At 76.5% G+C, this 11963-nt stretch carries 10 protein-coding genes; 5 read left to right on the top strand and 5 right to left on the bottom strand.

All coding sequences use genetic code 11. The features are described from left to right. Positions 1–221 precede the first annotated feature (221 nt). The gene (locus ACIG36_RS10495; protein WP_399925134.1) at positions 222–1403 is read right to left on the bottom strand and encodes an acyltransferase; all 1182 of its coding nucleotides are present in this window, start codon (positions 1401–1403) and stop codon (positions 222–224) included. Between the two features lie 128 nt (positions 1404–1531). On the opposite strand from ACIG36_RS10495, the gene ACIG36_RS10500 reads away from it, so the two are divergent. Next, a complete protein-coding gene (locus ACIG36_RS10500; protein WP_399925136.1) occupies positions 1532–2059 on the top strand; it encodes a GNAT family N-acetyltransferase in 528 nt (175 codons plus the stop codon). A gap of 208 nt (positions 2060–2267) precedes the next feature. After that, positions 2268–3563, top strand: a complete 1296-nt coding sequence (locus ACIG36_RS10505) for an RCC1 domain-containing protein (RefSeq protein WP_399925138.1) — start codon at positions 2268–2270, stop codon at positions 3561–3563. Here the strand turns inward: ACIG36_RS10505 and ACIG36_RS10510 are convergent. Further along, positions 3547–4554 (bottom strand): MBL fold metallo-hydrolase, encoded by a 1008-nt coding sequence (locus tag ACIG36_RS10510; protein WP_399925140.1) that lies wholly within the window; start codon positions 4552–4554, stop codon positions 3547–3549. The two genes, ACIG36_RS10505 and ACIG36_RS10510, sit on opposite strands and share 17 nt — an antisense overlap. Before the next feature lie 81 nt (positions 4555–4635). After that, a complete protein-coding gene (locus ACIG36_RS10515; RefSeq protein ID WP_399925142.1) occupies positions 4636–5844 on the bottom strand; it encodes an aminotransferase class I/II-fold pyridoxal phosphate-dependent enzyme in 1209 nt (402 codons plus the stop codon). Between the two features lie 184 nt (positions 5845–6028). Between ACIG36_RS10515 and ACIG36_RS10520 the strand changes: the two genes are divergently transcribed. Continuing rightward, positions 6029–6886, top strand: a complete 858-nt coding sequence (locus tag ACIG36_RS10520; protein ID WP_399925144.1) for a class I SAM-dependent methyltransferase — start codon at positions 6029–6031, stop codon at positions 6884–6886. A 10-nt stretch (positions 6887–6896) separates the two neighbouring features. After that, positions 6897–7247 (top strand): VOC family protein, encoded by a 351-nt coding sequence (locus ACIG36_RS10525; protein WP_399925146.1) that lies wholly within the window; start codon positions 6897–6899, stop codon positions 7245–7247. Between the two features lie 8 nt (positions 7248–7255). On the opposite strand, the gene ACIG36_RS10530 is transcribed toward ACIG36_RS10525, so the two are convergent. Next, complete coding sequence (locus tag ACIG36_RS10530; protein WP_399925148.1) at positions 7256–8188, bottom strand: MerR family transcriptional regulator; 933 nt, start codon at positions 8186–8188, stop codon at positions 7256–7258. 98 nt (positions 8189–8286) lie between these two features. Between ACIG36_RS10530 and ACIG36_RS10535 the strand changes: the two genes are divergently transcribed. Next, positions 8287–9786, top strand: a complete 1500-nt coding sequence (locus tag ACIG36_RS10535; protein ID WP_399925150.1) for an alpha/beta fold hydrolase — start codon at positions 8287–8289, stop codon at positions 9784–9786. 157 nt (positions 9787–9943) lie between these two features. On the opposite strand, the gene ACIG36_RS10540 is transcribed toward ACIG36_RS10535, so the two are convergent. Next, positions 9944–11947 (bottom strand): DUF5107 domain-containing protein, encoded by a 2004-nt coding sequence (locus ACIG36_RS10540; RefSeq protein ID WP_399925152.1) that lies wholly within the window; start codon positions 11945–11947, stop codon positions 9944–9946. Between the last annotated feature and the right edge of the window lie 16 nt (positions 11948–11963).

Raw genomic sequence — 11963 nt, forward strand, 5'->3', positions numbered from 1 at the left:
CGGGCTGGTGCTGCCGCCGGCCCGCGCGACGGCTGGCGGTTCAGGACGACCGGTGGCGACGTCGCGGGCCGGTGCTATCGCCGGCCCCCAGCGGCCTGCGCGACGGCCGGCGGTGCGGGGTGACCGGTCGCGATGTGGCCGGCCCGTCCTACAGCCTGCCCCGGCGGCCCGCGCGACGCCCGGCCGTCCAGGACGACCCGGCGCCACCTCGCGATCCCGCCCTACCACCGGCCCACGGCGGCCCGTCGGAGCGGCGGGTGCTCGGCCCGCCGCCCCCGCGCCCTGCCGCGCCCGGCGTCCCGGGCCCGCCGTCCCCGCTCGTACCGGTGGAACACCGCCCTGCACGCCAGCAGTGCCACCGCGAACGCCGGCAGCCAGGTCAGCCGGGCCGCCACCCAGTCCGGCCCGTCCGGCACGGTGTGCAGGCCCGGCAGTGGCCCGTCGGCCGCCAGGGCCGCCGCGGTCACCGCCATCATCGCCGTCTGGTGCCAGAGGAAGATCGTCATCGCGGACAGGTTCACCAGCGCCACCGCCGCCCACGCGGCCGGCCGCCGCAGCGCCCGGCGCAGTGGGCCGAGCAGCAGCAGGGCCGCTCCGCACTGGGCCAGCCCGAAGGTGACGGCCGCGAGGGTGGGCGGGTTGAGGTTGGAGATCGCGGCGCCCGGGACGCCGACCATGGCGGCCGGGTAGCCGGCCCACCGCACGAGCGCGGCCGTGGCCGCGGCCCCGCCGAGCAGCAGAACCCAGCCGCTCCAGCGGCTGCGCGCCTCGCCCCGGGAGCGGGCCGCGCCCAGGCAGTACGGGACCAGCCAGCCGGCCGCCACATTGACCCAGCCCAGCCAGGCCGGCCCGCCCAGCCCGAACCGGGCGACGTCGATGTGCAGCACCACCGTCAGCGGCCACAGCGGATGCAGCCGGGCCACCAGCGGAGTCGCCGCCGTCAGCCCCGCGAGCACCAGCAGGAACCACAGCGGGGACAGCACCAGCCGGACCAGCGTCTGCACGGTCACCGCCCCCACACCCGACGCCACCAGCGCGCCCGTCACCACCGCCCACACCGCGAGCAGCGCGGCCACCGGCCCGAACAGCCGGCTCAGCCGCCCGCCGAGCCACCGCCCGTACGACGTCCCCCGCGCGCGGGCGGTCGCGTAACCCCTCGCGGTCACCTCGCCGCTCACCAGGAAGAAGACGGCCAGCGTCTGGAACACCCAGGACACGGGCGTCAGGACGGGCAGGTGCCGCAGCGGACTCGCGCCGCGCAGCGTGCCGCCGTCGGCGACCAGGGCGGTCACCAGCCAGTGGCCGAGCACCACGCCGAGGATGGCGAAGGCCCGCAGGGCGTCGAGCGCCCGGTCGCGGCCCGCTGGTGTCGCGGCATCGATCCGCCGGATGAGTTCACGCATGGGCGGATGGTCGGCCCGCGACCGGGCGCCCCGCGTCCCACCGGAGAGCCCTCTCGCCCGTGCTACCGGAGTACTACGGGTATCGGGCGGGGCGTGGCTTTGCCCGGCGGACTGGGCAGGATGCCGGCATGACGACCACCCTCCGAACGCCCCGACTGACGCTGCGCCGTTGGCGCGAGGACGACGTCGCCCCCATGGCGGCCATCAACGCCGACCCGGAGGTGATGCGCTGGATCGGCGACGGCTCCGTGTGCGACCGGGCGCAGACGGAGGCCGGGATCGCCGGGTGGGAGCGGGAGTGGCGGGAACGGGGAGTGGGACTGTTCGCGGTGGAGTGCCGGGAGACACGTCAACTGGCCGGATTCGCCGGGTTGTCGGTGCCCGCCTTCCTGCCGGAGATCCTGCCGGCCGTGGAGATCGGCTGGCGGCTCGGGCGGTCGTTCTGGGGACAGGGGCTGGCCACCGAAGCGGCGCGCGCCGTCCTGGACTTCGCGCTGCGCGACCGCGGGCTGGCCAGAGTCGTCGGTGTGCACACCGTCGGCAACGCCGCAGCCGAGGCGATCATGCGCCGGCTGGGGATGCGGCCGGAACGCGAGACGACCCACCCGGCGTACGGGCTGCCCTTGCGCGTGCACGTCATCGAGGCACGCTCGTAGTGTGCCGGTGGACATCACCTGGTGGGGGCACGCGACAGCACGCGACCGTGACCGTCGCGGACCGCGGCGTGCGTGCCCTGACCGCCCCCCTGCTCGCGCCCCGCCTGGCGCGCTGAGATCGCGCGGTCACCTGTTCGGCGGCACCGCAGGTGCCGGGCCCCGTGCCGGGCACCAGCGTGGAGGGCAGCGCGCCGACCGAGGAGGGCCCATGCCCGTGCACTTCGCCGAGCGGGAATCGCACGACCCGGCCGAGGACCCGCTCGCCTCGCCGCGCGGCGGGCGGCTGCGGGCCGCCGGGCTCGATGCGCACGGGCAGGTCCGGGACGTTCTCCGGCAGGCGGAGGGAGCGACGGTCTCGGCCGTCGCCGCCGGTGACCACCACAGCCTGGCCGTGACCGACGACGGCCGGCTGCTGGCCGCCGGGATCGACGACTACGACCAGGTGTCCGGCATCCTCGCGGCGGCGAGCGGCAGGTCCGCCGCCCTCGCGGCCGCCGGCAGCTTCCACAGCCTGGCCGTCACCCGCGACGGCCGGCTGCTGGCGGCCGGCAAGGACCGCAACGACCAGGTGTCGGGCATCCTCGCCGCGTCCGCCGGCAAACGGGTCACGGCGGCCGACGGCGGCACCGTGCACTCCGTGGCGGCGACCGACGACGGGGAACTGCTGGCGGCCGGACACGACGGCGACGGGCAGGTGTCCGGCATCCTCGCCGCCGCCGGGGGACAGCGGATCGCCGCGGTCGCCGCCGGGGACTTCCACACCCTCGCCGTGACCCGGGACGGCCGGCTGCTGGCGGCGGGCCGTGACGAGGACGGGCAGGTGTCCGGGATCCTGGCCGCGGCCCGCGGCAGGAAGGTCGTCGCCGTCTCCGCCGCCGCCCTGCAGAGCCTGGCCCTGACCGACGACGGACAGTTGCTCGCCGCCGGCCGGGACGGCAACCACCAGGTGTCGGGCATCCTGCGCGAGGCCCAGGGACGGCGCGTGGCCGCCGTCGCCGCCGGCAACCTGCACAGCCTTGCGGTGACCGTCGACGGCGTACTGCTGGGGGCCGGCAAGGACGCCGACCGGCAGGTCTCCGGCATCCTCGAGGCCGTGCGGGAGCGGCACGTCACGCTGGTCGCCGCCGGGGGCTTCCACAGCCTGGCCGCGGTGGCGCCCGACGGGCCCAGGGGCCGCGCGGCCGGCGTCGACTTCCACCGGGCCGGCGGGCCGCAGGAGACGTACTCGCTGCGCTTCCAGCGGCCGCCCCGCGACGGCCTCGACGGCGTCGACGTCCGCCTGGAGGCCGGCGCCGGCGCCCGCGAGTTCGAGGTCAGGGAGGGAGCACCGGTGGGCGTGGTCGTCCGGGAGGGCGAGGAGGTACTGGGGGAGGGGTCGGTGTGCTTCACCTACGACGAGATCACCGGCGTCGTCGGCGTGGACACCAGGGCCAGCCGGTTCCCCTCGCACCTGACGTGCACCAGCCACGGAGCGAACCGGTTCACGTTCACATGGGGCAGGTGAGCGTCCGCGACGCGCCCACCGGCAGGTCCCACAGGTCCTGCCGGGGCCGCCCGGCGGCCCGCCACGCCGCCCGCACCCGGCGCAGCGGTTCCAGCGGCGGCTCGGCCGAGAGCAGGAACGTCGCCCAGTGCATGGGGGCCATCACCCGCGCCCCCAGGTCCTGACAGGCCCGCACGGCCTCCTCGGGGTCCGTGTGCACCGGGCCCAGCATCCACCGCGGGTCGTACGCGCCGATCGGCAGCAGCGCGACGTCGATCCCCGGATAGCGTTCGCCGATGCGCCCGAACCAGTGGCCGTAGCCCGTGTCCCCCGCGAAGTACAGCCGCGGCCCGCCCGGCGCGGTGAGCACCCAGCCGCCCCACAGCGAGCGGCAGGTGTCGGTCAGCGTGCGCTTGCTCCAGTGGTGGGCCGGCACGAAGTCGAAGCGGACGGGGCCGGCCGGTCCCGGCAGCTCCACGGCCTCCCACCAGTCCAGTTCGGTCACCCGGGTGAAGCGGCGGCGGCGCGCCCAGGGGGCCAGGCCGGCCGGCAGCAGCAGATGGGTGTCGCGCGGCAGCCGCTTGAGGGTGGGGGCGTCGAGGTGGTCGTAGTGGTTGTGGCTGATGACGACGGCGTCGACGGGCGGCAGGTCCTCCCAGCGGACGCCGACCGGCGTCACCCGGGGCGGGGTGCCCAGGATCCGGCGCGACCAGACGGGGTCCGTCAGCACCGTGAGCCCGCCCGCCCTGATCACCCAGCTCGCGTGCCCCGCCCAGGTCACGGCCATCGCCCCGGCACCGACCACCGGCAGCGGACCCGGCTCCACCGGCAGTCCGGACAGCTCCCGCAGCGAGTCGGCGCTGGGCCGCAGCCGTCCCTCGCGCGCCAGGCGGGCCAGGGCTCTGACGCCGGGCAGCGGCGCGGTCAGACGGTCGGCGAACGACCGGGGCCAGGTGCGGATCTCGCCGGGCGGGCGCGGTTCCGCGAGGGGGCGCTCGGTCTGTTCGGTCATCTGGGGCTCCATTCGTGGGGAACCGGAACCAGGGGGCGCGACGCGCCGGGCGCGGCCGCGCGCTCCCCGACCGACGGTAGATCAGGAACCGGCCAGTTCACTGAACGCCGATCCAAAAGTGGACAACGCCTCCGCGACATCCGGCTCCAGGAGCGGGTCGGGCGCGTCGAGCGCCCGCTGCCGCCGCTCGTCACCGGCCCCGAGCAGCGGCGGCGTGGACAGCCGCACCCGCAGGCTGTCCGGGGCGTCACCGAAGCGGTGGCCGCCGGGGACCGGATGGCCCAGCACCGCCGTCAGATGGGCCTCCAGCTCGACGGAGTCGGTGATGTCGCGCGTGGCCAGCGACTCGCGCAGCTCGCCGAGGTCGGCGTACAGGTGCGGGCCCGTGCGCGGCGGGCGGCAGAGCACCCCGGCCGCGTCCAGCCGCTCGCGGGCCGCGGTGCCCAGCACGCCGTACAGCCGGGCGGTGGCGGCCGTGCGGGCGCGCACCGGCTCGGGCTCGGCCAGCGCGTAGCGCACGGCGGCGGCGACGGGGGGCGCGAGTTCGGCGCGTACCGCCGTCAGCAGCGACGCCGCGCGGCCGAGCAGGGCCGGCCCCGTGCCGCCTGCCGGGAAGCGGGCGACGGCCGCGGGCCAGGCGGCGGGCGCGAAGGGCCCCGCGAGGTCGGTGAGGACGACGACCCGGTCGGGGTACATCTCGGCGGGGCTGACGAAGACCGTGTCGTGCGGGTCGTGCAGCGTGTCGCGCCACGTCTCGTCGCTGACGACGGTCAGCTCCTCGGCGGCCGCGGCCTCGCACACCTCGTGCAGGATCTCCGGCGGGGCGACGGTGCCGGTGGTGTCGTCGGCGACGGACAGCACCAGGAAGCGCGGCCGCCCGCCCTCCGCCCGGATCCTGCCCACCGTCTCCAGCAGCGCGAACGGATCGGGCACGCCACCGCACTCGGCCGGCACGGGCACGTGGTACGCCAGCCGGCCCGCCAGGCGAGCGAGCGGGCTGTACGAGGCGGCACAGGGCCGCGTCAGCAGCACCTCGCCGCCCGCCGACGCGAACAGCGCCAGCAGCAGCGGCTGGGCGCCGGGAGCGGCGACGACGAGGTCGGAGTCGCAGGGCAGCCCGCGCCGCGCCCAGTAGCCGCAGGCGGCCGCGCGCAGCTCAGGACCGCCACCCACCGGCTCGGGAACCGACCGCCGGGCCGCCGCCGCCAGCCGCGCGGCGAGCTCCGGCAGGACGGGCAGCCCGCGCTCGGGCGCCGGGAGGGCGGGGAGCGCCGCAGGAACCCGCTGCATCCGCACGTACCTCCGTACCCTCACCCGGTCTTCCGTCCACCTTGGCAGATCTTGGGGCGCTCGGGCGGGCCGACACGGGCGGCACGGAAGCGTTCGTCCCGGATGACGGGACGGGGCTCTCGCGATGCGGGAGGCGGCGTACGGTGAGGACGGCCGGCCGTCACGACGGAGCGAAGGGACCACCATGCCCGAGGCGCACACCGAGCGGAAAGGCCCGAACGAGCCGGAGGAGCCGGGCGGGAGCGGCGTCTACATCCACGGCCACCACGAGTCCGTGCTGCGCTCGCACGGCCGCCGCCGGGCGGCCGACTCGGCCGCCTACCTGCTGCCCCACCTCGAACCGCACCACCGGATCCTGGACATCGGCTGCGGCCCCGGCAGCATCACCGCCGACCTGGCGGCCCTGGTGCCGCACGGGCATGTGACCGGCCTCGACGCGGCGGAGGACGTCCTCGCCCACGCGCGCGTGGCCGCCCGCCAACGCGGCGTGCGCAACGTGGACTTCACCACCGGTGACGTCCGCGCCCTCGGCTTCCCCGACGGCTCGTTCGACGTCGTCCACGCACACCAGGTGCTCCAGTACCTCCCCGACCCGGTCGGCGCGCTGCGCGAGATGCGCCGGGTGTGCCGCCCCGGCGGGATCGTCGCCGTCCGCGACGTGGTCTACACGGCCATGTCCTGGTACCCGCGCGTCGCGGGCCTCGAGGACTGGCAGCGCCTGTACGTCGGCGTCGCCCGCGCCGGCGGCGGCGAACCGGACGCCGGGAGCAGGCTGCTGTCCTGGGCCCGCCGGGCGGGCCTGACGGACGTCACCAGCACGGCGGGCGCCTGGTGTTACTCGGGCGCCGAACAGCGCGCCTGGTGGAGCGGCCTGTGGGCCGACCGCACCCTGTCCTCCCCCTACGCCCGGCTGGCCGTCGAGGGCGGGCACACCGACCGGGCGGGCCTGGAGGCGATCGCGGAGGCCTGGCGCGCATGGGGGCGTCACGAGGACGCGTGGTTCTCCGTGCTCAACGGCGAACTGCTCTGCCGCGTCAACTAGCCTGGTTTTCATGAACATTCTGGGGACTTCGCTACGGGTGTGCGTCGGTGATCTGGAAGCGTCCATCGCCGTCTACGAACGGCTGACCGGGGAGGAGGCGCTGCGCTTCCGGCGCGGCGGGGTGTCCGTCGCGGCGGTCGGCTGCTTCTTCCTGATGAGCGGCCCGGAGGCGGAACTGTCCGTGCTGCGCAGGATCACGGCGACGATCGCGGTCACGGACGTGGACGAGGCACTCGTCGATCTCCAGGCGGTGGGGGCGGACATCATCGCGGGGCCGGTGCCCACGCCCATCGGGCGCAACCTGGTGGCCCGTCACCCGGACGGCTCGGTGTTCGAGTACGTCGACCGGAAGGCGGGCTGACCGCTTCCCTAGGCGGCGGCCGCCGGGGCCGCCCGGTCCTCCAGGGCGGCGCGCAGCCAGCCGTGGGCGGCGCCCGGAGTCGGCTCCGGCGCCGAGCCCGGCGGGGCGTTCACCTCGGCGGTGAGCTCCCAGTAGTGGTCGATGTAGCGGTCGGCGGCGAGTTCGCGGGCGAGGCGGCGGCGGAAGTCGGGCGTGTCCCGCGCCCCGCACGACCGGGCGTAGGCGGCGACGAAGCAGTCGAGCGCCTCGCCCGCGTGCGGCGCCCGCCCCGCCCGCAGGTCCGGTGCCGCCAGGGCGAAGGCCTCGAGGAGGCCGTCGTAGAGGACGGCCGGCCGGTAGCCCAGGTCCGTCCGGTGCGCCGCGGGCTGGTAGCGGTCACGGTCCGGGCAGCCGCCGGAGACGAAGTCGTGCAGCCGGGCGAAGGCCAGCACCTGGGAGGGGGACGGGTCGGCCGGGGGCTGCGGCACCGCCTCCTCGAGAATGGCGGAGACCAGCCGGGCCGGGAGCCGGGCCGGCAGCCAGCTCCGCCAGAAGCGCGCCAGCGCTGCCGTGCTGGGCGGGGCGGTCACGGCGCCGACCAGGCGCAGCCGGTCGGCCCGCTCCGCGGGGTCGCAGTCCCGCAGCAGCTGGAGGGAGGCCTCCCGCCAGCGCAGCGCGGCCATCCGCGAGCCCAGCTCGCTCAGTTGGCCCGCGATCAGGTCCTCCAGCGCCTCCTCCCGCTCCAGGACCCGGCCCACGTCCGGGACCGGCAGGTCCAGGGCGCGCAGGGAGCGGATCAGGCGGAGCCGGTCCAGGGCCTCGGGGCCGTACCGGCGGTGGCCGCCGGCGCTGCGGCCGGCCTCGGGCAGCAGACCGCGATCGGAGTAGAAGCGCACCGTCTTGACGGTGACGCCCGCGCGCTCGGCGAGCTCTCCGATGCTCCACATGCCGTCAGGGGACATGACTTGAACCTCCCTCAGGGGGAGTTCCTACCGTACCGGCGAGCGCGGACGGGCCGGTCGGCCGGTCCCGCGGACCACGACGTGCGGAGGAGAAGCCGATGACGGCGTTCGTTCTGGTGCCCGGTGCCCACACCGGCGGTTGGATATGGGAGGACGTGGCCGCCCGGCTGCGCGAGTCGGGGGCCGAGGCGCACGCGGTCACGCTGACCGGCATGGGCGACCTCCGGCACCTGGCCGGACCCGGCACGGACCTGGAGAGCCACATCCAGGACCTGCTGCGGGTGATCGACCGGGCCGACGCGCCGGAGGTGGTGCTCGTCGGGCACGGCTACGGCGTCCACCCCGCGCTCGGCGCCGCCGGCCGGCGCCCGGAGCGGGTCGCCCGGATCGTCCTCGTGGACACGGTCCCGCCCCAGGACGGCGACCCGGCCCTGCGGCAGATCCCCGACCAGGCGCTCCGCGAGCGGTTGGAGCACGGGACGGGGGACGACTGGCGGATCCCCCCGCCGCCGGCCGCGGAGTGGCAGCGCCAGGGCAGCGTCGCCGGCGTGCCCGCCGACGCGCTGGCCCGGCTGGCGGACCTCGCCGCACCGCAGCCGCTGGGTACGCTCACCCAGCCGCTGAGGCTGTCCGCGGCAGCCGGCGAACTGCCGACGACGGGCGTCCTGTGCGGCGGCAACGGCTCGAGCATCGCCCTCCTCGAGACGCTGATGGGACTCGGGGATCCCCGGCTGACGGCGCTCGCCGAGCCCCGGGTCACCTTCTTCGAACTCGCCACCGGGCACTGGCCCATGCTCTCCCTGCCCGACGAGCTCGCCGAGGTCCTGCTGAAGGCCGCGGCGGGAGAGGGCCACCGGCTGTCCCCGGCGACGTACGAGGAGCCCGCCCACCTGAGGCCGTTCCTCCTGGACGTACCGGAACGGCCCCGCGAGCGCGTGGGCCGGGTCGACCTCCACCTCCCCGACGCCGACGGCCCCCGGCCGGCCGTGGTCTTCGTGCACGGCGGCCCGGTTCCCGAACAGGCGCGGCCGACGCCCCGCGACTGGCCTACCTATGTCGGCTACGGGCGGTACGTGGCGCAGCAGGGAGCGGTCGGCGTGACAGTCGACCACCGGCTGCACGACCTCACCGACTACGACCGCGCCGCCCAGGACGTGGCCGACGCGGTCGAGCTCGTACGGGCCGATCCGCGCGTGGACGGCGACCGCGTCGCGCTGTGGTTCCTCTCCGGCGGCGGGCTGCTGTCGGCGGACTGGCTGGCCGCGCCGCCGCCGTGGCTGCGGTGCCTGGCGGCGACCTACCCCATCCTCGCGCCGCTGCCGAACTGGGGCCTGGCCGACTCCCGGTTCCGCCCCGCGGCGGCGGTCCGCGGCGCGGGACGACTGCCCATCGTGCTCACCCGGGTGGGGCTGGAGATGCCGGAGATCGCGGCGACGGTCGAGGAGTTCGTGACCGCCGCCGAGGACTGCGGGGCCGCGCTCGAGGTGATCGACGTACCGCTCGCCCACCACGGGTTCGAGACGATCGACCGCACCGAGCAGACGCGCGAGGCCGTGCGGCACGCGGTGCGGTCCGTCCTCGGACACCTGCGAAGCTAGGGGGTGTCCGATGGGTCAGCACGGGCCTGCGGCGCCCGGCACGGCGCCTCGCCGCGTTGTCGCATCAGCCAAGGACGCCCAGTCCGAGGCCGATGCTCCGCCTTGCGATCCACCGCACCGGACACCGCAGGACCCGCGCCGACCCATCGGACACCCCCTAGCCCTCGCTCCCGCCGAAGTCGTAGCGGTCCGGCAGCGGATGCAGCTCGCGGGCACGCGCGCGTACCGCCTCCGTGACGGGCCCGTCCCCGGCCACGAGCCGTTCGGCGACGGCGAACCATACGTCGGCGACCGTCAGTTCCCCTTCGCGCAGGTCGTCGACGTCGAAGCCCTCGTCGAACACCGCCCGTGCCGCCGCGGCGTCCCCCCGCGCCAGCAGGACCCGCGCCCGCAGCAGCCGGAAGCGGCCGTGCGCCCGGGTGGCGGGGTGCGCCCCGGCCAGGACGTCCGCCGCGGCGTCCGGGCGCCCGGCGGCCAGCAGTGCCGTGACCGCCTCGTGGGCGAGCGCGGCCAGCGCGGGACGCGACGCCCGTGCCGCCCGCGCCTCGGTGACGGCGGCCGCGTACCGGTCGGCGGCCCGCTCGGGGTGGCCGCCGGCCCGGTCCGCGGCGGCCAGACAGCGCAGCGCCGGCCACGTCAGGCCGGCCCGCAGGGCCCGCTCCCAGCTGCGCACGGCCTGCGAGCGGTCTCCGGCGTGCCACTGGGCGACGCCCAGGTGGTAGGCGGTGTACGGGCCGGGCTCGGCGGACTCCAGCAGTTCCCGCCAGCGGGGGGAGACCAGGGAGGGGCCGGGCTCGGTCCCTCCCTCGGTGAGGGTGCCCGTGCGCAACAGCTCCCGCCACGGCCGCTGCTGGTCGCCGAGCGTCTCCGCCGGGAACGGCGTACCGCTCAGCACCAGGCCGCCCCGCTCGACCTCGAGCGCGCCCCAGCCCGAGCCGGTGGCCAGGACCTCCTTGGGCTCGTGGTCGGCGTACGGCCGCCAGGCCGCGTACGCCGCGTCCACCGCGGCCCGCGGCAGCGCCGCCTCGAGCCGGCCGGCGACCTCGGCGCGCGCCGCCCGCCAGTCGGTGTCGTGCACGCGCGCGGGGTCGGCGGCCAGCGGCCCGTACGCCTCCAGCCAGGCGAACTCCCCGCCCGCCTCCAGCGGTACGTGCTCGAGCTGGGTGCGTGCCAGCCCGGCCTGGATCTCGGCGTAGCCGCCCGTGCCCGGCTCGGTCAGCCACCGCTGCCAACGGCGGCCGGAGGGGCCCGCGCCCCACAGGAACAGCTTGCGGCCGCGCAGCAGATCGGTGGAGGTCTGCACGAGCCCGTGCCCGCCCTCGTCCAGCGAGGCGATCCAGCGCCGTTCGCCGTCGGGCACGTCGTAGAAGTAGTCGGCGTGCCGGTCGCCGGCGAGCGGGTACGAGCGGTCGGCGCCGTCGAGGTGAGGCACCGTCACGCGGCGCAGCGAGCGCCGGTAGTCGAAGTGCCAGGCCGACTCCGCGGGGGCGAGGACGCGGGTGCCCGGCGCCTCGGGGACGGCGGTGTTGGACCACCAGTACACCGGCGCCGGGCGGTCGTGCGGATTGCGCACGCGCACGGCGGCGTAGAGGAAGTCGGAGCCGTCGGGCAGCCACAGGTCCACCTGGAACGGCAGGTCGCGCAGCCGCTCCCATTCCCACAGCCGCAGCATCTCGCCGCCGTCGGGCGCCGGGACGCGGGCGGCGTGCAGCGGGGCGACGGAGAGCGGGGAGTGGCCGGTGGCGCCGGTGTTCCATTCGATGCCGCCGGAGAACCAGGCGCCGTTGAGGGCGAACCCGGCGGGCTGCAGCACGGGGTTGGTGTACAGCAGCGGGCGGCCGGACGGCTTGTGCTCGAGAGAGTGCACCCGGCCGCCCAGCGAGGGCAGGACCGTGGCGCGCAGCCGGTCGTTCTCGATGACGATCGCGTCGAGGTCGGTGGTGACACGCCGGCGCGTGTAGTCGTCGCGGCGGCGCACCGGCAGCAGCGAGCGCAGCGGCGCGTAGCGCATCTGCCGGGCCATGTCCGCGGGGAAGTCGTCGAGCCCGCCGGGCCCGAGCCGGTGGACGTCGCCGAAGGACCCCAGCGGAGGCAACGGGTTCTCCGGGCCCAGCGGCGCGGCGGGCAGCGTCAGGACGGTGCGGCGGATGGTCGTGGCCACGGCAACCTCAGCTCCT

The organism is Streptomyces sp. NPDC053048 (assembly GCF_044547045.1).
Classification (GTDB): domain Bacteria; phylum Actinomycetota; class Actinomycetes; order Streptomycetales; family Streptomycetaceae; genus Streptomyces.

Bases quoted from the DNA above. Each gene is read 5' to 3' on its own strand.
- ACIG36_RS10495 (WP_399925134.1), bottom strand. From the start codon at position 1,403: ATGCGTGAACTCATCCGGCGGATCGATGCCGCGACACCAGCGGGCCGC.
- ACIG36_RS10530 (WP_399925148.1), bottom strand. From the start codon at position 8,188: ATGTCCCCTGACGGCATGTGGAGCATCGGAGAGCTCGCCGAGCGCGCG.
- ACIG36_RS10505 (WP_399925138.1), top strand. From the start codon at position 2,268: ATGCCCGTGCACTTCGCCGAGCGGGAATCGCACGACCCGGCCGAGGAC.
- ACIG36_RS10515 (WP_399925142.1), bottom strand. From the start codon at position 5,844: ATGCAGCGGGTTCCTGCGGCGCTCCCCGCCCTCCCGGCGCCCGAGCGC.
- ACIG36_RS10525 (WP_399925146.1), top strand. From the start codon at position 6,897: ATGAACATTCTGGGGACTTCGCTACGGGTGTGCGTCGGTGATCTGGAA.
- ACIG36_RS10520 (WP_399925144.1), top strand. From the start codon at position 6,029: ATGCCCGAGGCGCACACCGAGCGGAAAGGCCCGAACGAGCCGGAGGAG.
- ACIG36_RS10535 (WP_399925150.1), top strand. From the start codon at position 8,287: ATGACGGCGTTCGTTCTGGTGCCCGGTGCCCACACCGGCGGTTGGATA.
- ACIG36_RS10510 (WP_399925140.1), bottom strand. From the start codon at position 4,554: ATGACCGAACAGACCGAGCGCCCCCTCGCGGAACCGCGCCCGCCCGGC.
- ACIG36_RS10500 (WP_399925136.1), top strand. From the start codon at position 1,532: ATGACGACCACCCTCCGAACGCCCCGACTGACGCTGCGCCGTTGGCGC.